This is a genomic window from Mycobacterium sp., from assembly GCF_965230835.1.
Taxonomy (GTDB): Bacteria; Actinomycetota; Actinomycetes; order Mycobacteriales; family Mycobacteriaceae; genus Mycobacterium.
The window spans coordinates 3,159,350-3,182,121 of sequence record NZ_CBDDLW010000002.1; the positions used below are offsets into that span (position 1 = coordinate 3,159,350).

Genomic DNA, 22,772 nt, shown 5'->3' on the forward strand with positions numbered 1-22,772 from the left:
GGCCAGGATCAACGTCCGAACGGCCACGGCTCGAGAATCTCCCGAGAGCGACGGCGGGCTCGTCTCCCGAGGGTCAGTATTGCATGTGCGTTGCTGAATGACGCGGTTTCGGGTCTGTCGTCGGGGTGCCAGCGGACGCGCGTGCTCCAAGCGCGGCCCCCGGCTCCGCCACCGCCCTTGAGCAGGTCGATCAGATTTACCGGCGACCGTCTCAGCTATAGGGGCTATGTTGGTCTGGCCACCGGCGTCACCGGTCGCTGGCTGTCGCCATTTCGACCCGGGAGGGAAATATTGCATATCGGGAAGATTTCGATCGGCACAATCGATGATTGGTCGCCGAGCCCCGGTGTGGTGATCTCCTGGCGCCCGACAAATGCCGCTATGGAGAAGGCTCGGCAAGCGCCGGTCAGTTCGGTGCCTGTCAGCTATATGCAGGGCCAACATATTCGTGGCGTCTATGAACAGGACGCCGCGGGACTCGGCTATTCGCGGCAGATCATCGCTACCTGCGAAGTTCCTGGCCAGTGCGATATTTCCGCCATGAATCACGCACTCAACGCGTACCTGCGCCGCCATGACACCTATCGGAGCTGGTTTGAGTACGCCGGTTCCGGGGATATTGTCAGGCGAACGATCGCCGATGCAGCCGATATTGAATTCGAGCCCATTGATCACGGTGAAATGGCTGCCGAAGACGCCCGCAAACATATTGTCGACATACCCACGCCGCTGGAATGGGGCTGTTTTTCTTTCGGAATTGTCCAGAGCGCTGATCACTTCGATTTCTATGCCAGCATCGACCACGTCCACGGGGATGCGGCGCTGATCGGGATCACCATGCTCGAGGCTCACGGCATGTACACGTCGTTGACGATGACCGGGCAACCGATAGCGCTGCCCGAGGCCGGCAGCTTCGACGAATTCTGTCTCCATGAGCGGGAGTCCACGGCGGATCTGACCGTCGATTCGCCGGAAGTCCGCGCCTGGATCGAGTTTGCCGAGGACAACAACGGAACCCTGCCCGAGTTCCCGCTCCCGCTGGGCAACCCGCTGGAACCGACGGTGGCCGACATGACCGGCGACATGCTGATGGACGCCGAGCAGACCGTGAGATTCGAGGCGGCCTGCACCGCGGCAGGCGTCCGCTTCGTCGGCGGCCTGTTCGCGTGCACCGCCATGGTGGAACACGAGTTCACAGGTGCGGCAACCTATTACGGGCTGACTCCGAGGGACACTCGCCGGACTTCGGACAATTTCACGACCCAGGGCTGGTTCACCGGCCTGGTCCCCATCACCGTGCCGATCGCCGCGGCGTCATTCGGCGAGGCCGCCTGGGCGTCACAGACGTCCTTTGACTCGGGCCTGAGCCTGGCCAGGGTTCCCTACTATCGCGTTCTCGAATTGGCACCCTGGTTGGACAAGTCCCGGCCGAACTTCCCGGTCTTGAACTTCCTGCACGGGGGCGCCGCGCCGCTCAACGCCGTCCTCGCGGCCGCTGACATGGGCTATTCGAACAACATCGGCATCTATTCCGATGGACGATTCTCTTACCAGCTGACGATCTATATATTCCGGTATGAGGCCGGTACCGCGATGGCGGTGATGTTTCCGGACAACCCGATCGCCCAGAAATCGGTCGCCCGATACATTGCGGCGATGAAGTCGATGTGCGGGCGGGTAGCCGACAGGGGGCAGTGGTGACACGTTGCGGGTAGCGAGACCTCACGGAACACGGGTGAGGACAGCTAGGTGAAGACAAAGTGCGACGGCTAGCCGATTTTGTGGTGCGATGGCCCTGGGCGGTGATCGGGCTCTGGGTTACGTTGGCGGTGGCGCTCCCCCTGACGTTCCCGAGTCTGAACGACATGGCCCAGAAGCATCCGCTCGCCATGCTGCCCGGCGACGCCCCGTCCAGTGTCGCCGCCTGGCAGATGACCGAAGCATTCTCCGAGCCCGGCGGCGACGACCTGCTGCTGGTGGTGCTCACCGATGAGCGCGGTCTGAGTTCTGCCCACGAAGCGACGTACCGCAAGCTGGTCGGCGCGCTGCGGGAAGACCAGCACGACGTCGTGATGCTGCAAGATTTCGTCCAAACCCCGGCGCTGCGTTCATTTTTGACGAGCAAGGACAACAAGTCCTGGGTGGTTCCGGTGGGGCTTGCGGGCGCGTTGGGCACCCCGCAGTCCTATGCCGCCTACAACCGGGTGGCCAATATCGTCAAACAGAACACCGCGGGCAGTCCACTGGACGTGCATCTGACCGGGCCGGCGGCCACCGTGGCCGATCTGACCGTCGCCGGCCAACGTGACCGGTTACCGATCGAGATCGCGATCGCCGTTCTGGTTCTCGTCGTCCTTCTCGTGGTGTACCGCAACCCGATCACCATGCTGTTGCCGCTGATCGGGATCGGGATATCCCTGGTGATCGCGCAGTCGGTGGTGGCCGGGCTGTCCCAGCTGACCGGCTTGGGGGTATCGAACCAGGCCATCATCCTCCTGAGCGCGATGATCGCTGGCGCGGGAACGGATTACGCGGTATTCCTGATCAGCCGCTACCACGACTATGTACGGCGCGGTGAAAGCTCCGACGAGGCGGTACGGCAGGCGTTGACCTCGGTGGGCAAGGTGATCACCGCGTCTGCCGCTACGATCGGAATCACCTTCCTCGGGATCAGCTTCGCGAAGATGGGAGTCTTCTCGACCGTCGGCGTGTCTTCGGCCGTCGGGGTCGGGGTGGCATTCCTCGCCGCGCTCACGCTGCTGCCGGCCATCATCGTCCTCGCCGGGCCGCGCGGCTGGATCACACCGGGGCGCGAGCTGACCGCCCGATGGTGGCGGCGGTCCGGAATCCGCATCGTGCGACGGCCGCGGGTCCATCTGGTGGCGAGCGTGTTGATCCTGATCCTGCTCGCCAGTTGTGCGGGGTTGGCGCGATACAACTACGACGACCGCAAGGCGGTGTCACCGGGTGACCCGAGCTCAGTCGGGTATGCGGCGCTGGAACGCCATTTCGACCTCAACCAGTCCATCCCCTCCTATGTCCTGGTCCGCTCGCCCCACGACCTGCGCAACCCGCAGTCACTAGCGGATCTGGAGCAGATGGCCGAACGCATCAGCCAACTGCCGAACATCGCGATGGTCAGCGGTATCACCCGACCGATGGGCGAGGTGCCCAAAGAGTTCAGGGCCACCTATCAGGCGGGTCTGGTCGGTGATCGGTTGAGCGACGGCTCGGTGGTGATCGCCGACAACATGGACGACCTCAATCGGCTCGCCGGCGGCGCTGACACGCTGGCCAACAACCTGAGTGATGTGCGCGGCCAGGTCACCCAGATCGCCACCAGCGTCCAGGGGATGGTTGACGCATTCACCGCGATCCGCGGCCAATACGGCGGCGACAAGCTGGTCAAGAATGTCGAAACCGCGGCCAAGCTCGTCAATGCGATCAACCGGCTCGGCAACTCCATGGGCATCAACATCCAGGCGGTCAAGGATCTGTTCGCCTGGGTGGGGCCGGTGTTGGTGGCGTTGCACGGCAATGCGGTTTGCGATCTCGACCCGTCCTGTGCCGAGACTCGGGGCCACTTCCAGCAACTTGTCGACGCGCGTAACGACGGGACCCTCGACGAGATCGACGATTTGGCCGGGCAACTGCAGTCGATTCAGGACAAGCAATCGCTCAACGACGCTCTGAACCAGCTGAGCACCGCTTTCGGCAGGCTCACGAAGGTGATGCACATGATGGGGCTGGATTCACCCGGCGGCGCCAGGGCGAGTACCATCAAATTGCGCCAAGGTGCCGACCGCGTGGCCAGCGGGAGCCGGGAAGTGGCCAACGGTGTCGGCGAGGTGGTCGACCAGATCAAGCTGATGCAAACCGGGCTCGATCAGGCCGCAGCATTCCTGCTGTCGCTCAAGCAGGACACCGCGATTCCCTCGATGGCCGGGTTCAACATTCCGCCCGAGGTGCTGCAACTGCCCGACTTCAAGATGGCCGCCAAGATGTTCATCTCGCCCGACGGGCACTCGGTGCGGTATCTAGTGCTCACCAAGCTCGACCCGTTCAGCCCCGCGGCGATGGATCAGGTCAATGCCGTCAGCGCCACTGCCCGGGGGGCGCAGCCGAACACCACCCTGTCGGACGCCACCATCTCCATGGGCGGGTATCCCGCCGCGCTTCGAGACACCCGCGACTACTACCAGAAGGACATCCGATTCATCATCGCGGTCACCATGATCGTGGTGCTGCTGACGTTGATGCTTCTCCTACGTGCCGTCATCGCACCGCTGTATCTGGTTGGTTCCGTGGTGCTTTCGTATTTCGCGGCGCTCGGCATCGGTGTCTTGACCTTCCAGTACATCTTCCACCAGCAGCTGCACTGGACCGTGCCGCCGTTGGCCTTTGTCGTCCTGGTCGCGGTGGGAGCCGACTACAACCTGTTGTTCGCTTCGCGTCTGCGCGACGAGTCACCGGGCGGTATCCGCTACGGGGTCATCCGGACGCTGTCGTCGACCGGGGGAGTCATCACCGCGGCGGGCGTGATTTTCGCCGCCTCAATGTGGGGGCTGCTGTTCTCCAGTATTGGTACCGTGGTGCAGGGCGGGTTCGTCATTAGTGTGGGGATCCTGCTGGACACCTTCCTGGTCCGGACGGTCACCGTGCCCGCGATGGCTACGCTGGTCGGAAAGGCGAACTGGTGGCCGTCACGGGTGACATCACAGGGGAGCGGTAAGGCATGAAGAAGCTAGTCGCTGCAGTGACCACACTGCTGACTGTGTGTGCGACCGCGGGCGTCGCCACCGCCGACCAGCCGTCGCCCGGCGGGTCGCAGGGCGACGGTCCCACGCCTACCCCGCTGGGAACGCCTGGCCGGGGATATGCCCTCGGCGGCGCTCACGTTCTGGGCATCCCCTACGATGAGTACATCCGGCGCACCGGCGCGGACTGGTTCCCCGGCCTGGACCGGCAGATCGTCGACTATCCCGCCGGCCAGGTGCAGGGCCACACGCTGGAGCGGCTGTTCCCAGGCATCGGCAGGCTCGATGACAACTTCCCCGGCCTCGGCCTGGACGGTCCGAGCATCGGCGAGTCGGTCGACGAGGGGGAGGGCAACGTCCTGGCGGCGATCCGCGCGGGCGGTCCCGGGACCGCGATCGGACTGTCCGAAGGTGCGATGGTGCTCAACGCCGTGCAGAACCGGCTGGCCACCGATCCCAACGCCCCGCCGCCGGATCAGTTGTCCTTCGCCACCTATGGCGATCCGATCGCCCCGCACGCCTTCGGCGCGAGCTTCCTGGCCCAGAACTTCCCGGTCGGCAGCGTCGTTCCGGCACTCGACTACAAGATCCCACCCCGTGTGGAGAGCCAGTACGACTCCTACCGGTTCGTCTCCGCATATGACAGCATCGCCGACTGGCCGGACCGGCAGGACAACTGGATGGCGGTCGCCAACGCGGTCGTGGGCCTGGCGACCGGGCATACGGCCGTCGCGTTCACCAACCCGAGCATGGTGCCGCCGCAGAACATCCGGACGGCCGTCAACTCCAGGGGAGCCAAGACGACGACGTACCTGATCCCCGAACAACACCTGCCGCTGGTCTTGCCGTTCAAATATCTCGGCGTGGACGAGGCCACCCTGAACAAGCTGGACGCGGTGCTGAAACCCATGGTGGATTCCGGATATTCGCGCAACGACGACCCGCTGACCGCGCCGATCGAGGTGGATCCGGTGAACGGCTACGACCCCGCGGCCATCACCGCGCCGGCCACCCAGGCCGCCTTCGGCGGTGGCGCCGATCCGCTGTCGCAGCTCCTCGCCGGCGCGCAGTACGTGTTGAATCACGGCCCGAGCGCGCACTGAGGCAGCGGGCGGTTCACACGCCGAGCAGGCCCGCGGTCAGCAACACGACACCCACCACAGCCAGTAGCACAGCGACCTCACGACGTCGCCGCGCACGGATCCAGCCGTGCAACGCGGTCATCGCCGCAAGGGTGCGCTGCGGCGCCACCAGATAGGCCAGCAGCGGGACCTCCACGAGGGCGGAGGCCATCACGTTGAACATCACCAGCGCGCCGAGGCGGGCGCCGGACGTGGCCGCGCCCACCGCGATGACGGCCAGGTAGTCGACCGAGGGCAGCGCGATGCCCAGGCCGGCGATACCGGCGATCCACAGTGACTGACCGTCGAGCAGACGGGTCAGCCACGCCGGTGGGGTACGGTCGCGACCCCGTGTGACCCCCAGGAACGCCGCGGCCAGCAGGGCCAGCACCCCGATGACGATCTGCACTCTGGGCAGGGTGAAGTGAGCCGACGCGGGGATCCGGGATTCCAGCGCGAACAACACCAGCGCACCCACGGTCAGGCCCATCAGGAACCCGCCGCACAAGAAGGCCGAAAGCTGTAGATGGGGCCGGGGCCGATTCAGCATCAGTACCGACATCCCGATGCGAAACGGCTCCAGACTGACTGCGGCAGCCATCACCAGCAGGGTGAACCACATCAGCTGATCGGCTACGCGTCCAACCGCACGAACTGATCCTGGCGGTACTGCTCGACGCAAGCCGCCCGGCGGACCTTGCCGCTGGTGGTGGTCGGGATCGTGCCCGGCTCCACCAGCACGATGTCGGCCACCTGCAAACCATGTGCCCGCGAAATCGCGGCGATCACATCGTTTTTCACCGCGGTGTACGCGTCGGCGTCGTCGCGCTTCTTGAGCTCGACGACGGTCACCAGGGTCTCGGTCTGCTCGTCGGACACCGCGATGGCGGCCACCCGGCCGCGGGTGATCTTCTGCACCGTCGCTTCGATGTCCTCGGAGTAGTGGTTACGCCCCCGCACGATCAGCATGTCCTTGATGCGGCCCAAGATGAACAGCTCGTTCTCGGAGATGAAGCCCTGATCGCCGGTGCGAAGCCAGCCGTGCTCCAGGATGGCGGGGTCATCCCCGGGTGGGTCGATCAGCGTCGCGCCGAATGCCGACCCCGTCTGTTCGGGTTTGCGCCAGTAGCCGGCCGAGACATTCTCGCCGTGCGTCCAGATCTCGCCGACGGTGCCGTCCGGACACAGGCGGCAGGTTTCGGCGTCGACGATTCGCACCAGCGGTGAGGCCGGCAGCTGGTAGCGCAGCAACGGTGTGCCACCAGTTTTGCGAACGGCCATGCCCTGGGACAGTTCGTCGGCGTCGAAGTCGACGACTTCGGGGACTCGGTTCGCGCCGCCGCTGGCGAGGTAGACCGTCGCCTCGGCCAGACCGTAGGACGGCGCCATCATCTCGGGGCGGAACCCGACGGGGCCGAGGCGTTCGTTGAACTTGACCAGGGTTTCCGGATGGATGCGTTCGGCTCCGTTGATGATGCCGATCACCCGGCTCAGATCAAGGCCGTCCAGTTCGTCGTCGGTGGTGCGCCGTGCGGTGAGGTCGAACGCGAAGTTGGGCGCGCCCGACCAGGCTTTGTCCTGCCGGGCCATGGCCTGCAACCAACGCACCGGGCGGGTCAGGAACGCGATCGGGCTCATCAAGTCGGCCGGGTGCCCGGACAGGATGGGTGCAGCGATCCCCAGCATCAGTCCCATGTCGTGGTAGAACGGCAGCCACGAGACCAGGCTGGTCCCTGGGGGAAACGCCCCGCCGTAGTGCGCCAGGTATTCGGCCATCAGTTGTTCGAAATTCGCGTGCAGGTTGCGGTGCGAGATCATCACCCCGGCCGGCAGCCGCGTCGACCCCGAGGTGTACTGCAGGTAGGCGATGTCCGGGCCGTCGGGAATCTCGTCGTCGCCGGCCACGGCCGCGTCGAGATCCAGCATGTCCACCGCGATCGTGGCGATCACCGCGGCACCGTCGTCCACATACTGCGCGGCGACTTCGAACACCGCGGACGTGGTCAGCACGACCGTCGGCGACGTGTCGGTCACGATTGCGCCGACCCGCTCGTCATGCGATCCCGGCACGGGCACCGACAGCGGGACGGCGATGAACCCGGCCTGCATGGCCCCCAGGAACGCGACGATGTAGGCCAATCCCTGCGGTGCGATGATCAAGGCACGATCGCTGGGATCCCCGTGCCGGCTCATCTCCCGTGCGACGTTCAGGGTCCGGCGGTAAAGCTGTGACCAGGTCAGACTCTCGGCGATACCGTTCCAATCCCGCTCATGGTCGGTGAACGTGAACGCGACGTCGTCTGGTGTCAGACCAGCGCGTTCGCGCAGCACGGACAGGATTGAGACGTTCGGCACTTCGCCAGGCTACTCAACGGTCATATGAACCGTGCCGGGCCCTGGTGCGAGGTGCCTCACGTAAAAGTGAGCGCGAAGCGGTGGTTGGTGCCTCACGCAGGGTGAGCGCGTGGGGGCTTGCGCTCCTTCTTTGTGGCCAATCGGTTGATTGACGGTTGTAATGCTTGCAGGTCGATGTGGCGTGCTGCAGGTGGGCGCAGAACGCACACGCTCCCACGCACTCCCGATACGATTGCAATGGCACACAGGTGGCACGGAAAATAAAAAGGTAGCCTAGATACAGCATTTGAACTGCAGACTATCTGGTGCCCCCGGCAGGATTCGAACCTGCGACACCGGCTTTAGGAGAGCCGTGCTCTATCCCCTGAGCTACGAGGGCGGACGGGCCGAGCTTACCGGGACGCAGGTTGGCGTCGGCGCCAGCAGCGGCCGGCGGGTGCATCTCGCGGTCCGCCGCCGGATGCGGCCGATGCGGCGTGTTGCACGGTTCAACGATTCGCTTGCAGCTGCCAGGAATGAGCCGCGTTGACCAGGCAACGGACCAACTCGGCGGTGATAGGTGTCAGGCCGTCCGCATCGGGCAGCGGGCTGCCGGGGGTGAGGCCCCGAACGCGAACTGATAGTTCCAGCTGTGTACCGCCTTCGCGTACCCGGTTGACCGGGTTGTCCGGATGCAGTCCCCGCAGCTCCTGCGGGATGTCGTCCAGATCGGTCACGACCTGATAGCCGGGCAGTGTTATGTGTCGGGCCAGATGGTTCGCGAGCATCCGGTTGCGACCGCCGGCCAGCAGCTGCGTACTGCGCCCAATGCGCCCGTAGCCGTGCAGCGAGACCGCGAAGTCGACGTGGTTGAGGAATTCGGCCAACCGCGCCGGTCGCGTCTCATCGCTGGTGTAAATGGTCACGGGCGTAGGTTCCGTCGCAACCGACGAAAGCTATGAAGGAGGGGCTACGCCCGTGACCAAGCGAGTATCGCCGATTGAGCGTGTGCGTGTTGAGATGGATCAGTTGTTCGCCGCGACCGAGCGGCCGTTGACCGAGATTTTGGAGGAGGTCGGGCGGTTATCGGTGCGTCTGGTGTTTCAGGTCGCCGTGGAGGCCGAGGTAGAAGCAGTGTTGGGCCGAGCCCGTCACCAGCGTCGGGTTCAGGACGGCCCGGGCGGGTACCGCAATGGGTATCAACCGCCGGCGACGGTGAAGACCACGATGGGCTCGGTCGAATTATGCCGCCCGAAACTACGCGACACCGACGAGCGGTTCTGTTCGCGGCTATTCGGTGCCGGGGTGACGCGCACCCACGCTCTGGAGGCGTTGGTGATTTCGGGATGGGTGCGCGGTTTGTCGGATCGCGACATCGAGGCCGCGTTGGCCGAGGTGCTGGGCTCGCAGGCGGCGTTGTCGCGCTCGACGGTGAGCCGGATTTGTGCGGCCATCAAAGACGAGTTCGCTGCGTGGTCGTCTCGACGCCTTGATGAGCTGGTGTTGGACTACCTGTTCTTGGATGCCTCGAACTTTCGGATGCATCCCAACGCCCCGGCCGAGCCGGTGCTGGCCGCCTGGGGCATCTGCACCGACGGCAAGCCCCTGTTTATTGGGCTGGCCCCAGCCGCAGCGGAGTCGGCTGATGCGTGGGCCGACTTCTTGGCTGACCTGAGGAACCGGGGACTACGCCCGCCGCTACTGGGCATCTCCGACGGGGCGCCGGGCCTGATCGCCGCATGGGAGACCACGTTTCCGGCAAGCCTGCGTCAGCGGTGTCTGATCCATCGCTGCCGTAACGTCATCGCCAAGACACCTGTCGCGGTCCAGGACGAGATCAAAGCCGCGTTCTGGTCGATCTTCGATGACATTGACCAGCCACCCGGCCAGCAGGCCGTGGATGAAGCCACCCGCCGCGCCGAGGAGTTCACCACCACATACCGCGGGCTCTACCCAGCCGCGGTCGCTTGCCTGGCCAACGACTTCGCCTCGCTGAGCGTGCATTTGCGCTTCCCCCGCCAACACTGGACACGCATCCGCCATTCCAACCTCATCGAACGCACCTTCGGAGAATCCCGTCGCCGGGTCAAGGTCATCGGCCGCCTACCCGGCGAAACCAGCTGTCTGTCGCTGGTATGGGCCGTCCTCGACCGCGCCAGCCGCGGCTGGCGCGGAGTCACCCAAACATCAGCGACCAGCCGCCACCTCCAAGAACTACGCCACCAACTGCTCGAGCCACCCCGCCCACTGCATCCCCCCACCACAACAACCACGACCGACACCACCGCCGCGTAACATGACCACCAGGAACATGCGCCCAGCGTTTTTACACCAGTCCTAAGACGCCACCACCGCGCCGACTCGGCCGGGTCGAAGCGGACCGACGGCAGGTGATGCTGGTAACGGTCTGGATGCCGCAACACGTATACCGATGCCGCTGCGGCCGTGGCGGCATGTTGGGCGATGACGTCGGTCATCTGTTCCAGGCCACCGCCATGGATCGCGAGAAAGCCGAAACGCGAACGTATTTGGCTGATCTCGATCACTCCGGGTTCGCCCAATAGCGCTGAGAGTGACTGTGGCGAATGCTTGGACGGTGTCGAAGGCGGTGTAAGGGGAGGCCACTGCGCAGGATCCCAGCGGTGTAGAAAGTCGATCCAGTGTTGCGGCAGCCCGTGCTGGATGGCGCCGTCGATGATCCGAGGCAGATACTCCGACCTGGGCGGACCTGGGGTCACCCGGCGGTCGATGTAAACCCATGCCGGTAGCGTCTCGCCGTCGGTGCGCACGTTCAGACGGTCCCGTCGGTAGCGCACCGGGACCCCCTCGGCACTGTCCAGGACGGTGAGGTCGTGGTCGGAGATCCGCCAGAGCACCCCGTGCACCTGGCTGCCGGCGAACGGCTCGACGGTGGCTACCCCGCGCTGATTGATCAGCCAGTCGTGATCGCTGAGTACCGCGGGCCGCGGATCACTGGCGTCCGGACAGCGAGCCGCCATTTGCCGGGGACACAGATTTGACCCGTATGCGAAATAGGCATGCCGGCGGACCGGCATTCACTCGGCAACTGTCAGACAAATGAGGGCCATGTTTAGCAGGGTAATCATCACCGCGACCACCCAGCCAATAACAGTTGTAATGCGATCGTTGGTATCGTTCCCCATCACTTCGGGGTCGCTGGTGAGTCGGACCAGCGGGAGGATTGCGAATGGTATGCCGAAGGACAGCACCACCTGAGATAGCACCAGTGTGCGCGTGGGGTCGAGGTCCATCGCCAGCACTGCCACCGCGGGGCACAGTGTGATCAGGCGTCTTACTGCCATGGGGACGGACCAGTGCAGTAACCCCTGCATGATCATTGCGCCGGCGTAGGCGCCCACCGACGTGGACGCTAACCCCGACGCCAGCAATCCGATCGCGAATAGCACTGCGATCGTCGCTCCCAGGGTGTCGTGGACAGCGGCGTAGGCGCCTTCGATCGACGCGGTGCCTCCGTGTCCGCGCATATTGAGCGCGGCAACCAGCAGCATCGCGGCGTTTACGCCTCCGGCCACCACCATCGCCAGTCCGACGTCCCAGCGGGTGACCCGCAGCAGCCGGCGCCGAACCGGTCCCGCTTCTACCTGCCCATGCCGGTCGCGGGCGAGACCAGAATGCAGATACACGGCGTGCGGCATGACGGTGGCGCCCAGGATCGCGGCCGCCAGCAGGACGCTTTCGGTTCCGTGAAAGCGAGGCACCAGGCCGGTGAGGACGGCATCCGGCGGTGGCGTCGCGACGAAAAAGCTTGCCGTGAAGCCAATGGCGATCACCAGCAGCAAGCCAGTGATGACCCGTTCGAACAGGCGCTGGCCGCGACGATCCTGGATAGTCAGCAGCAGCAGCGAGATTACCCCGGTGATGATTCCACCGATCGGCAGGGGCAAGTCGAACATGATGCGTAACGCGATGGCTCCGCCGATTACTTCGGCCACATCGGTTGCCATCGCCACGATTTCGGCCTGGGCCCAGAAGGCCAGCCGGGCCGGGCGACCCATTCGTTTCCCGATCGCTTCGGGCAATGAGCGGCCGGTCACCAGTCCGAGCTTCGCCGATAGGTATTGCACCAGCCCGGCCATCACGTTGGCCGAGACGATTACCCATAGCAGTAGGTAACCGAACTGCGCACCGGAGCTGATGTTAGCCGCTACGTTGCCGGGGTCGACATACGCGATTGCGGCAACGAACGCAGGCCCGAGCAGATACCAGCTGGTTTTGCGCGACGTGTGGGTGTCCTGCGCCAACTCACCGACTTTCAATTCATTGCACCGAATAAAATACGGTGACGCTAGCTGACCGTCATCGGGGGCGGCCACGGTTTGCCCCGCTCCCGGGCAGCACCCTAACCGGATGGGTCATCCGCGAGGTCTTCGGGAACGTACAACCCCCGACCGGTGACCAGGGGCAACTCAAGGGTCGTGCGGATTCCTGGCTCGGCTGCCACCACCGCCGGGATGGCATTGACGATCCGCATCGCGGTGGCCACCAGGCCAGCGTGGTTGTGGTCGCCGCGGCGGCTGCTCAAACAGATATCCATCGCGTAGCTGGGTTCGCCGGTGACCTCAACGCGGTACGAACCTCCAGGTGCGGCAGGCTGCGGCCAATCGGGGCACAGATCCTCGCGTAGCCGAGTGACATGCTCCAAGACGACTGCGGGCCGGCCGTCGACCATTCCCAGCACCTCGAAGCGCAGCGCCGCGGCGCTGCCCTTGGGGATGTGCCCCGCGGAAATGTCGAAGGCCTCCGGTGCTGGTATACGGACGTGGTTCTGGGTGACTTCATCGAGCGAAATGCCTAGGCCCGCAGCCAGTTGTCGGACTACCGAACCCCACGCCAGGCTCAGTACGCCAGGCTGCAACAGCATGGGGACCTCGTCTATAGGCTTGCCGAAACCCATGACGTCGAACATGACGACAGCACTGTCATAGGTGGCGTAGTCGACGATCTCCATGCAGCGCAGCTGCTGGATGCTTTGGCAGGTGCCCGCCAATGCCAGCGGCAGCAGATCATTGGCGAAACCCGGGTCGATGCCGCTCACGTACAGGCTCGAATTGCCTTCGCGTGCTGCGTCTTCCAGCGGTTTGACGAGTTCCTCGGGGATCACCTGCCAGGGGTATTGCAGGAAGACCGGGCCGCTGCCGACCATATTCACGCCGGCAGCGAGGACTTTTCGATAGTCCGCTAGGGCCTCGGGAAGCCGGTTGTCGGCCATCGCGTTGTAAACCGCGCATTTCGGCCCGGTGGCCAGCACGGCGTCCAGGTCGGTGCTGGCTCGCACTCCGGTTGATTCGGTAAGTCCGGCGAGTTCCGCGGCGTCCTTGCCGGCTTTCGCCTCCGATGAAACCCATACGCCGGTGAGTTGTAACTCCGGGTTGGTGATGAGCGCTCGCAGGGAGTGAATGCCCACGTTGCCGGTGCCGAGCTGGACGACAGGTATCGCCATGGTTGGGTCCTCAATCGTTAGTTGTTCACAGATCCGGGATGGGTAGGTCGAGGTTCGGGAAGGTGAGGCCGCCGTCGACCTCAAGAGTTTTGCCGGTCAGGAAGCTGCCGGCCGGCGATGCCAAATACAGTGCGGCTGCCGCGATGTCGACGGGGTCTCCGAGGCGACGCATCGGGGTCGCCTTCTCCATCGGCGCGCGTAGCTCGTCGTTGGAGGCCACCACATCCAGGGCGGAGGTGAGAATCGAACCCGGTGCTATCGCATTGACCCGAATGCGCGGGCACAGGTCCAGTGCGGCCAGCCGAGTGTAGTGCGCCAACGCGGCCTTGGCGGTTCCGTAGGCGGCGAAGCCGCGCGCGGCCAGCCTGCCCATGGTGGAGCTGACGTTGATAACCGCGCCGCCACCGGCGTGCTCGAGCATCAATGGCGCTGCCGCAACGGTCAACGCGTGGGCGGTGCCGACATTGAAGGTAAACGCTTCCTGGAGGTCTTTGGTTGAGGTGGTCAACAGTGTGTTGGGCATGGTGCCACCGACGTTGTTGACGACGATGTCTAGTTTGCCCATGGCCTCAACCGCTTGGGACGCCAGCTGGGCCGACGTTTCCGGGTCGGCCAAGTCGGCGGCGACGGTGTGGGCTCGACGACCGATGGCGCCGACCTGTTCGGCCACCGCGTCGAGTTCGGTTTGTGTCCGCGACGCGATGACCACATCGGCGCCAGCCTCGGCGAACGCCAGGGCAATGGCTGCGCCTAGGCCGCGGCCGCCGCCGGTGATGACAGCGACTTTGTCGTCGAGACGGAACTTATCGAGGATCATTGCGGCCTCGCTTCCGTGTTGGCCGAAGCGGCAAAAATCCTCGCCGTCTCGGGTGGCGGGCTTTCTGTAACAGGTTCTACTTTAGGCACAACGGTATGACGGGCGGAACGCCCGTCGGGTTCATCGCGACCTCCGAAAGAGCAGTCGGAGTTGAAGATCTACCCCGAATACTGGCGCGATGCGAGTGGGTCGATGTCGTCGCACCGGGGCGGTCAAGGCGCCGTTGCTGGGACGTGTTGTTAATGTAGCCTCATTGATGCGAGCAACATGACTGGTTGGCCCGCCGCGGCAAATATCTGCGGCGGTTGTGTTTCATCCCTACCGTCAAAGGAACCGAATTGAAGCTCAACCGATTTGGCGCTTGGCTCAGTGTGCTGGCAACCGGTGCCCTGGTGCTGTCGGCGTGTGGTAGTGACCAGAATGTGAACGGCGAAGATACCGCGACAGGCGCGTCCTCGGGGGATGTGAGTTGCGGTGGCAAAAAGACGCTCAAGGCGAGTGGCTCGACTGCGCAGGCCAACGCGATGACCCGATTCATCAACGCGTTCGAGCAAGCATGTCCTGGTCAGACCCTGAATTACACAGCCAACGGTTCCGGTGCCGGGATTAGCGAATTCAACGGTAAGCAAACCGATTTTGGTGGCTCAGACTCGCCGCTGAGCAACGACGAGTACGAGGCTGCGCAGAATCGCTGCGGCTCCCCGGCGTGGAACCTGCCGGTGGTCTTCGGCCCGATCGCCGTCACCTTCAACATCAACGGAGTGAATTCGCTGAGTCTCGACGGTCCCACGCTGGCCAAGATCTTCAATGGCGCTATTACCAGCTGGAATGATCCTGCGATCCAGGCGCTGAACTCCGGCGAAACGTTGCCCGCGGAGCCGATTCACGTCGTGTTCCGCAGCGACGAGTCCGGAACGACAGACAACTTCCAAAAATACCTCGATGCGGCTTCCGACGGCGCTTGGGGCAAAGGCGCTGGAAAGTCGTTCGCCGGTGGTGTCGGCGAGGGCGCCAAGGGCAACGACGGCACGTCGGCGGCCATCAGCAGCACTGAAGGGTCTGTCACCTACAACGAGTGGTCGTTTGCCCAGGCGCACAACCTGAACATGGCCAAGATCATCACCACCGCCGGTCCGGAGGCGGTTGAGATCAGTCCGGAATCGGTCGGTAAGACGATCGCGGGGGCCACCATTGCGGGGCAGGGCAACGACCTCGTGCTCGACACGGTCTCGTTCTACCGGCCCACCAAGCCTGGCTCGTACCCGATCGTGCTCGCGACGTACGAAATTGTCTGCTCGAAGTATCCTGACTCCCAGGTCGGCACTGCGGTGAAGGCATTTCTGCAGAGCACTATCGGTGCTGGACAGAATGGCCTGGGGGCGAACGGATATGTCCCCATCCCGAAGGAATTCAAGTCGAGGTTGTCGACTGCGGTCAACGACATCGCGTGATTTGACGTCGTGATGGCCCGAGAACCGCTTGTCCGGCGGCCGGACCCCAGCGGGATCAGCTCCGGGCTTGTTGCCAGCGATGCGCGTGCTGCGCGGCGCGGTGACCGGTTGTTCAAGTTGGTCGCGGCCGGCTCCGGTACAACGATTGTGCTCGCGATCCTGTTGATCGCCGTATTTCTGCTCGTTCGAGCAATCCCGTCTCTGTTGGCGAACCAGGCGAACTTTTTTACCAGCGCCGAATTCAATACGGCCGACGATGAGCAGCTGGCGTTCGGTATTCGCGACCTTTTCATGGTCACGGTGTTGAGTTCGATGTGCGCGCTGGTGTTGGCCGTACCGGTCGCGATCGGTATCGCGGTGTTTCTCACCCAATACGCGCCGAAAAGGTTGTCGCGTCCGTTTGGCGGAATGGTCGATCTGCTGGCTGCAGTGCCCTCGATCATTTTCGGGTTGTGGGGGATCTTCGTGCTGGCCCCGAAGCTCGAGCCGGTCGCCACGTTCCTCAACAGCAGTCTGGGCTGGCTGTTTTTGTTCAAGCGAGGCAACGTGTCGTTGGCGGGCGGCGGCACCATTTTCACCGCGGGCATCGTGCTGTCGGTGATGATCCTGCCGATCGTCACGTCGGTATCGCGAGAGGTTTTCCGGCAGACGCCGCCTATGCAGATCGAGGCAGCCCAGGCACTTGGCGCCACCAAGTGGGAAGTGGTGCGGATGACGGTGCTGCCGTTCGGTCGTAGTGGTGTCATCGCGGCGTCAATGCTGGGTTTGGGTCGTGCTCTGGGGGAGACCGTGGCGGTGCTGATCATTTTGCGCTCTGCTGCCCGGCCAGGTAGCTGGTCGCTGTTCGACGGCGGTTACACATTTGCTTCCAAGATCGCGTCGGCCGCTTCTGAATTCAGTGAGCCGTTGCCCACGGGCGCCTACATATCCGCGGGTTTCGCGCTGTTTGTCCTCACTTTTTTGGTCAACGCGGCCGCTCGCGCGATAGCCGGCGGGAAGGTCAACGGGTGAGCTGCCGGTGGTGCCGCCCATGAGCATTGATGCCCTCGATAAGCCGGTCAAGCCGGAGGTGTTTCGTCCGCTGGGGCTCTGGCGGCGAATCAAAAACAACGTCGCGACGACTCTCTTCTTCACCTCGTTCGCGGTCGCCCTGGTCCCGTTGATTTGGCTGCTCGGGGTTGTGATCGCCCGGGGTTGGTATGCAGTCACCCGGCCGGACTGGTGGAGTCATTCGTTGCGAGGCGTGTTGCCGGAGGAATTTGCCGGCGGGGTCTACCACGCGCTATACGGAACGCTGGCGCAAGCCGGTGTGGCTGCCCTGCTGGCTGTGCCCCTCGGCTTGATGACCGCGGTGTATCTGGTGGAATACGGCGCTGGGCGCATGGCGCGCGTGACCACCTTCATGGTCGATGTGCTGGCCGGAGTCCCCTCGATCGTGGCGGCTCTGTTCATTTTCAGCTTGTGGATCGCCACGCTGGGATTTCAGCAGAGCGCTTTCGCGGTGGCGTTGGCGTTGGTGCTGCTGATGCTGCCGGTGGTGGTGCGGTCCACCGAGGAGATGCTCAGGTTGGTGCCCGACGAACTACGGGAAGCCAGCTATGCGTTGGGTGTTGCGAAGTGGAAGACAGTCGTGCGGATCGTCGCGCCCATCGCGATGCCGGGCATCGTATCGGGCATTTTGTTGTCGATCGCACGCGTCATCGGTGAGACCGCACCGGTGCTGGTGCTCGTTGGGTACAGCCGCTCCATCAATTTCGACGTCTTTGAGGGCAATATGGCCTCGCTGCCGCTGCTGATCTACACCGAATTGACCAATCCTGAGCGCGCGGGATTCCTGCGCGTGTGGGGTGCGGCGCTGACCTTGATCATCATTGTGGCCACAATCAACCTGACCGCCGCGGCGATTCGATTCGTGGCAACCCGGCGCCGCTGATTGGCGCCGGTCGCTCGTTCAGTCCTGCGCCAGCTTCAACACCCTGCCATTGCCTCGGTCGGCGACGTACACGTTCCCATCCTTGTCCACCGCTACTGAAAGCGGCGTGTTGAGTCCGGTGAACGGCAGCTTGGTCGAGGCGGTCGCCCCCGACTCCAACTTCATCACAACATTGTTGTCGTGCCCGGTGACATAGATGGTGCCGGAGGTGTCCACGGTGATTCCCCACGGGGCAGTGAGACCGGCGAACGGTAGCACCGTCTGGTTGTGTGTCCCAGCGTCTAGTTTGAGCACTCTGCTGTTGTCGGTGTCAGTGACGTACACATTGCCGTCGTCGTCTACGGCTACCCCGTCGGGGTGCTTGAGGCCATTGAATCCCAGTACCGTCTGTTTGGTCGCCCCGGGCGCGAGCTTCACCACCCGGTTGTTGCCGCGGTCTGCGACATACACGCTGCCTTGCGCGTCCACCGCCAGACCCTCGGGGTAGTCGAGCCCGGTGAACGGCAGCTCAACCTGATTGTTCGAACCGGGAGCCAACGCCACCACTCGGTTGTTGAAATCGGTGACGTAGATCTTGCCGGAAGAGTCCACGGCCACGCCTTGCGGCTCATAGAGCCCGTTGAAGGGCTTCACCGTGGGATTACGGGACCCGGCCGGCAATGTCACCACCCGGCCGTACATGCCCTGGTTGGTCACGAACACGGTGCCTGTGCGGTCGACCGCAACCCCACCCGGTGAGAGCCGGAAGTTGAGCCCGGTGAATGGCAGCACAACTTCACCTGCCGCTTCCGATGAACCCGAGTGGTGTATCACCAGATGCGTCACCAGGTAACCGGTGACACTGATGGCCGCGATGAGAAGGAACACCGCGGCGCCGGCAAGTAACTGAATCTTTCGCTTGTCACGGGGCTGGGTAGACGGTTCAGGCCCCGCTGATTCTCGGACCGCTGCCGGCGCGCCGGAATTGACCTCCTGGCCGACTGGCGACGCGATCCCAGATTGGCTGAGCCAGTTGCTTGCGGTGGGGATGGGGGCCGCTTGAGTCCACTGGTCGGCCGGGTCTAAGTCCGCTGGTTGGCTGCCAGTCGTTGCCGGCACCGGCTGCGCTACGGTCTCGTCGTGGGTGAAATAGTGCGGTGGCCCCACGGCTTGCGCAGTCGACGGTTCGGCGCTCAAGCCTGTGTAGGTGGTCCAGCCCACCGAACCGGTGTCAGCGGCGTTGGCCATCAAACTGGCATTGTCACCGTGTCGTAGGATCGTGGCTTCTTGACGCTGCTCAGGGGCAGTCAGTGCGCTGTGGGCGGCGATGGCAAGATCTCCGGCGCTGACGTAGCGCTCCTCGGGGTTTTTGGCCATGCCCTTGGCGATCACCTGGTCGAGAGCCGCCGGAATCCTGCCGGGGCGAATCTCGCTGGGTCGCGGTGCCGGATCCATGAGGTGCGCGGCGATCAGTCGCTCGACGCTGTCGGCTCGATAGGGCGGCGCCCCCGTCAAACACTCGCCCAGCACACAGGCAAGAGCGTAGATGTCGGCGCGATAGGTCACCTCGTCGCCGGTGAAGCGCTCCGGGGCCATGTAGTTGTAGGTCCCGACGGCCATACCGCTTTGGGTCAGACCAGGGTCGGAGGCGGCGCGGGCGATACCGAAATCCACCAGATAGGCGAAGTCGTTGCTGGCTACCAGGATGTTTTCTGGCTTGACGTCGCGGTGGGTCACGCTGCTCCCGTGCGCCGCATCGAGTGCGGCGGCGATTTGACGCACGATGGCAACTGCCCGTGCGGGGATCAGCGGACCGTATTGGGTAAGCATCGCGCGCAGCGAGATTCCGTCGATCAAGCGCATCTCGACATAGAACTGGCCGTCGATGTCGCCATAGTCATGCAGCGGCACGATGTGTGGTTCGGTCAGCCGTCCGGCGGTGTCGGCCTCGCGTTGCATTCGCGCTAGAAACACCTGGTTATCGGAGAATTGCGTGGAGATCAGCTTCAGTGCCACCACCCGGTGCTTGCGGGTGTCCTCGGCCTCGTAGACCTCGCCCATACCGCCGCGGCCGATCATTCGCAGCAGCTGGTATGGCCCAAAGCGCGACCCCACCCGCGAACCCGGTTCGGTGTCGCTCACCGTCGACGCTCCCTTCGTCTGGCCACTCGATCTCGCCGGCCGCAGACGGCCACCGGAGTGCCTCCGTTCTCGGCGCTGACCATTGGGCCCCGCCGAGATTGGGGGTTAACACACGGTAAATCCTCCGAGGAGCAGGCCACAACCAACTCATACACTTTTCAGTGAATTTTGAATCACGAGCGAGTAACGCAGCTTGCAAACCTCACCGCGCTATTCTGCTGCCGCGTGGGCGCAAGCCAGCAAACCAGGGGCACTCTGAAGTCGCTCGCTCCCTTCGGGATTCGTGGAGCCATTGCCGCAGCGCATGTTGGGTCGTGCCGTTGGTTGACCCGCCCGGGGCGCAACGAGTCTCGTGGCGTTGATGGGTGCCCGCGGCGGCGTGAAATCAGGCGATCGAGTTCACCACCGGGACCAACTTCGATTGGAAAGATTTTGGTAGCGGAATGTATCCGTATTCGTCCAAACCGATTTGGCCGTCACCGATTGTCGCCTGCATAAACGCTCTTACCGCAGTGCCAGTCGGGGCATCGGGGTACTTCGAGCAGACAATTTCATAGGTAACAAGCACGATCGGGTAGGCGCCGGGCTGAGTCGGCCGGTAGAAAGAAGATGTGTCCACTACCAGGTCATTGCCCTGACCACTGAATTTTGCTCCTGCGATCGTCTTACCGACCGATGCGGCAGTGATTGAAACTGGTTCGGGGCCCGCCGATGTGATGATCTGGGCCATGTTCAACTGACGGCCTACCGCGAACGACCATTCGTTGTAGGTGATCGAACCGTCGGTCTTCTTCAATGCCTGTGACGTGCCGTCGTTGCCTCGGGCTCCTTCGCCGACGCCGCCGTGGAAAGTCTGACCGGTGCCCTTGCCCCACGCCCAGTTTGATGCGGCATCGAGGTATTTCTGGAAATTGTCGGTGGTCCCGGATTGGTCGCTGCGGAAGACGACGTGAATAGGCGTAGAAGGCAGGTCGGTTCCCTTGTTGATTGCCTTGAGCGCCGGATCGTCCCACGTTGTGATGGTGCCGTTAAAGATGCTGGCCGCTGTGCGTCCGTCCAGGTGCAGCGTGCTCACGCCCTGGATGTTGAAAGTAATCGCGATCGGGCCGAACACGACTGGCAAGTCCCACGCGGGTGACCCGCAGCGCTCCGCGGCCCGGTCCGGTTCACCTTTCGATGGATTCATCGGAGAATCGGAGCCGGCTAGGTCAATCCGGTTTTCCAGGAATGCCTTCATTCCGGCGCCGGAGCCATTTGCGTTGTAGTCCAGTGTGTGGCCTGGGCACGCATGGATGTAGGCGTAGACGAATTGTTCTATAGCGTGTTTTTGCGCAGTTGAGCCGGCCGCCAAGATCTTCTTCTTGCCCCCGCAGTCCACCGGCACAATGGGGGCGGGAGATCCCGTCGACGGCGTGCTGTCGGAATTGCCGCCGCATGCTGAAAAAACCAGCATGGCGGTAGCGAGCACGCTCAAGGCAGCGACAGATCGAGTGAATCTCACAGGGCTCCTCCGAAGAATCGGGTTCGGCAGCCTGAGCTTACGTCACTTTTCGAATGAGGTGGGTGTCGAATCAGGATGGACACCGGCTGCTTCTTCGGTGGTCAGCACCGGTAGCTGGCCCGGCCCGGCGCGTGCCGGGCGCCGGATACGGCGCGCGGAGAGCGACTGGGTAGGCAATTCGGCTCAATAACGTGCTTGTCGGTCACGTGTTGCCGCGCGAATGGCCCCCGGCGCGGCCGGAACGGGCCTTCACGCTGGCCTCCAGCTTAGCGAGCAGATCGGAAACATCTTCGGTCTCGTCCAGCTCGGCTGGCTGGTTTTCGGCGGTAAACGCTTCTCCACCTTTGAGCTTCGCATCGATCAACTCCTGCAGCTGATCCTGGTAGGTGTCTCGATAACGGTCCGGATTGAACTCATCAGCCATTGATTCCACCACCTGGCCGGCCATTTTGAGCTCGGCTGGTTTGATCTCTACCTGCTTGTCTAGCACGGGAAAGTCCGCGTCGCGGATCTCGTCCGGCCATAGCAAGGTGTGCAGTACCAGCACCTCTCGTTTGCCGATTTCCTTGACGAGCAAGGCGGCTAGCCGGGTCTTGTTGCGGAGCGTGAAATGCGCAATCGCCAACCGATCCGTCTTGGCGAGCGTTGTGGCCAGCAGCACATACGATTTAGATGATTTCGCATCCGGCTCCAAAAAGTAGCTGCGATTGAACATCATCGAGTCGATTTGGTCGGCCGGTACGAATTCTAGTACCTCGATCTCGCGGCTTCGTTCCTCGGGCAAGGCCGCGATGTCGTCGTCGTTGACTACCACCAGCTGGCCTGCGTCGGATTCGTAAGCGCGAGCGAGGTCACCGTATTCGACGACCTCGCCACATGCTTCGCATACGCGCTTGTATCGGATGCGGCCGTTGTCCTTGGCGTGTACCTGATGGAACTTGATGTCGTGGTCCGCGGTGGCGCTATATACCTTGACCGGCACGTTTACCAGCCCGAAGGCGATTGAGCCTTTCCAGATGGAGCGCATGGAGTCAGTATGCCCACAACCGGGGTGGGTTGATAGCGATACGCGTCCTGTGCTTAGCCAGAAGTGGGTTTTGGCTCCGAGATGCGCAGGATGAAGGCCACTAGTGTTGTTGTGTCCGATTGGCTACGCGGCATCCATAGGGTCGTCGGGGACCGGTGGGGTCGCTCGAGTGAGCAGGTCTGGGCCGGTGTAGGCGGCTGTCGACCGGTGTTGCTTCCCGGAACAAGT

At 63.5% G+C, this 22,772-nt stretch carries 15 protein-coding genes, 1 tRNA gene and 2 pseudogenes; 7 read left to right on the forward strand and 11 right to left on the reverse strand.

The genetic code is table 11. The features are described 5' to 3' along the window. Window positions 1–291: 291 nt before the first annotated feature. Genes ACO07W_RS14980 through pe form a run of 3 tightly spaced genes read left to right on the forward strand, consistent with a single transcriptional unit; the run spans window position 292 to window position 5,860 of the window. Window positions 292–1,701, forward strand: coding sequence for a condensation domain-containing protein (locus tag ACO07W_RS14980; RefSeq protein WP_421844332.1), 1,410 nt, complete (start codon window positions 292–294; stop codon window positions 1,699–1,701). Window positions 1,702–1,760: 59 nt separating this feature from the next. Further along, window positions 1,761–4,739 (forward strand): RND family transporter, encoded by a 2,979-nt coding sequence (locus tag ACO07W_RS14985; RefSeq protein ID WP_421844334.1) that lies wholly within the window; start codon window positions 1,761–1,763, stop codon window positions 4,737–4,739. Further along, window positions 4,736–5,860, forward strand: coding sequence for an acyltransferase PE (pe, locus tag ACO07W_RS14990; protein WP_421844336.1), 1,125 nt, complete (start codon window positions 4,736–4,738; stop codon window positions 5,858–5,860). The genes ACO07W_RS14985 and pe overlap by 4 nt, the downstream gene beginning before the upstream one ends. A gap of 13 nt (window positions 5,861–5,873) precedes the next feature. On the opposite strand, the gene ACO07W_RS14995 is transcribed toward pe, so the two are convergent. The 4 genes and pseudogenes from ACO07W_RS14995 to ACO07W_RS15010 all read right to left on the reverse strand — a co-directional run. Further along, window positions 5,874–6,500, reverse strand: a complete 627-nt coding sequence (locus ACO07W_RS14995; RefSeq protein WP_421844338.1) for a GAP family protein — start codon at window positions 6,498–6,500, stop codon at window positions 5,874–5,876. A gap of 11 nt (window positions 6,501–6,511) precedes the next feature. After that, a complete protein-coding gene (locus ACO07W_RS15000) occupies window positions 6,512–8,233 on the reverse strand; it encodes an AMP-binding protein (RefSeq protein ID WP_421844340.1) in 1,722 nt (573 codons plus the stop codon). 303 nt (window positions 8,234–8,536) lie between these two features. Beyond that, window positions 8,537–8,612 (reverse strand) — tRNA-Arg (locus ACO07W_RS15005). A 109-nt stretch (window positions 8,613–8,721) separates the two neighbouring features. Continuing rightward, window positions 8,722–9,120, reverse strand: a pseudogene (locus ACO07W_RS15010) (poly-gamma-glutamate hydrolase family protein); the annotation flags it as partial. A gap of 112 nt (window positions 9,121–9,232) precedes the next feature. Here ACO07W_RS15010 and ACO07W_RS15015 point away from each other — a divergent pair. Continuing rightward, on the forward strand, window positions 9,233–10,507 hold the full coding sequence (locus tag ACO07W_RS15015; RefSeq protein ID WP_421840071.1) for an IS256 family transposase: 1,275 nt from the start codon (window positions 9,233–9,235) through the stop codon (window positions 10,505–10,507). 56 nt (window positions 10,508–10,563) lie between these two features. Here ACO07W_RS15015 and ACO07W_RS15020 read toward each other — a convergent pair. The 4 genes and pseudogenes from ACO07W_RS15020 to ACO07W_RS15035 form a co-directional block, all read right to left on the reverse strand. Next, window positions 10,564–11,268: pseudogene (locus tag ACO07W_RS15020) on the reverse strand (gamma-glutamylcyclotransferase); the annotation flags it as partial. Further along, a complete protein-coding gene (locus ACO07W_RS15025; RefSeq protein ID WP_421844342.1) occupies window positions 11,269–12,510 on the reverse strand; it encodes an Nramp family divalent metal transporter in 1,242 nt (413 codons plus the stop codon). It abuts the pseudogene before it with no gap. Between the two features lie 83 nt (window positions 12,511–12,593). Further along, on the reverse strand, window positions 12,594–13,694 hold the full coding sequence (locus ACO07W_RS15030) for a diacylglycerol kinase (protein ID WP_421844344.1): 1,101 nt from the start codon (window positions 13,692–13,694) through the stop codon (window positions 12,594–12,596). Between the two features lie 25 nt (window positions 13,695–13,719). After that, a complete protein-coding gene (locus tag ACO07W_RS15035) occupies window positions 13,720–14,511 on the reverse strand; it encodes an SDR family oxidoreductase (protein WP_421844346.1) in 792 nt (263 codons plus the stop codon). 338 nt (window positions 14,512–14,849) lie between these two features. On the opposite strand from ACO07W_RS15035, the gene pstS (ACO07W_RS15040) reads away from it, so the two are divergent. The 3 genes from pstS (ACO07W_RS15040) to pstA are packed head-to-tail and all read left to right on the forward strand — an operon-like array spanning window position 14,850 to window position 17,895. After that, window positions 14,850–15,962: a phosphate ABC transporter substrate-binding protein PstS gene (gene pstS, locus ACO07W_RS15040; RefSeq protein ID WP_421846026.1), complete on the forward strand. Its 1,113-nt coding sequence runs from the start codon at window positions 14,850–14,852 to the stop codon at window positions 15,960–15,962. A 12-nt stretch (window positions 15,963–15,974) separates the two neighbouring features. Beyond that, a complete protein-coding gene (gene pstC, locus ACO07W_RS15045; RefSeq protein WP_421844348.1) occupies window positions 15,975–16,973 on the forward strand; it encodes a phosphate ABC transporter permease subunit PstC in 999 nt (332 codons plus the stop codon). A gap of 7 nt (window positions 16,974–16,980) precedes the next feature. Then, on the forward strand, window positions 16,981–17,895 hold the full coding sequence (pstA, locus tag ACO07W_RS15050) for a phosphate ABC transporter permease PstA (RefSeq protein ID WP_421844350.1): 915 nt from the start codon (window positions 16,981–16,983) through the stop codon (window positions 17,893–17,895). A gap of 18 nt (window positions 17,896–17,913) precedes the next feature. Here pstA and ACO07W_RS15055 read toward each other — a convergent pair whose 3' ends face one another. The 3 genes from ACO07W_RS15055 to ACO07W_RS15065 form a co-directional block, all read right to left on the reverse strand. Next, a complete protein-coding gene (locus tag ACO07W_RS15055; RefSeq protein WP_421844352.1) occupies window positions 17,914–20,016 on the reverse strand; it encodes a serine/threonine-protein kinase PknD in 2,103 nt (700 codons plus the stop codon). Window positions 20,017–20,401: 385 nt separating this feature from the next. Beyond that, the gene (gene pstS / locus ACO07W_RS15060) at window positions 20,402–21,517 is read right to left on the reverse strand and encodes a phosphate ABC transporter substrate-binding protein PstS (protein WP_421844354.1); all 1,116 of its coding nucleotides are present in this window, start codon (window positions 21,515–21,517) and stop codon (window positions 20,402–20,404) included. Window positions 21,518–21,719: 202 nt separating this feature from the next. After that, window positions 21,720–22,544 (reverse strand): Ku protein, encoded by an 825-nt coding sequence (locus tag ACO07W_RS15065; protein ID WP_421844356.1) that lies wholly within the window; start codon window positions 22,542–22,544, stop codon window positions 21,720–21,722. Window positions 22,545–22,772: the final 228 nt, after the last annotated feature.

Bases quoted from the DNA above. Each gene is read 5' to 3' on its own strand.
- ACO07W_RS14995 (WP_421844338.1), bottom strand. From the start codon at position 6,500: ATGTGGTTCACCCTGCTGGTGATGGCTGCCGCAGTCAGTCTGGAGCCG.
- ACO07W_RS15030 (WP_421844344.1), bottom strand. From the start codon at position 13,694: ATGGCGATACCTGTCGTCCAGCTCGGCACCGGCAACGTGGGCATTCAC.
- ACO07W_RS15015 (WP_421840071.1), top strand. From the start codon at position 9,233: ATGGATCAGTTGTTCGCCGCGACCGAGCGGCCGTTGACCGAGATTTTG.
- ACO07W_RS15035 (WP_421844346.1), bottom strand. From the start codon at position 14,511: ATGATCCTCGATAAGTTCCGTCTCGACGACAAAGTCGCTGTCATCACC.
- ACO07W_RS15065 (WP_421844356.1), bottom strand. From the start codon at position 22,544: ATGCGCTCCATCTGGAAAGGCTCAATCGCCTTCGGGCTGGTAAACGTG.
- pe (WP_421844336.1), top strand. From the start codon at position 4,736: ATGAAGAAGCTAGTCGCTGCAGTGACCACACTGCTGACTGTGTGTGCG.
- pstC (WP_421844348.1), top strand. From the start codon at position 15,975: ATGGCCCGAGAACCGCTTGTCCGGCGGCCGGACCCCAGCGGGATCAGC.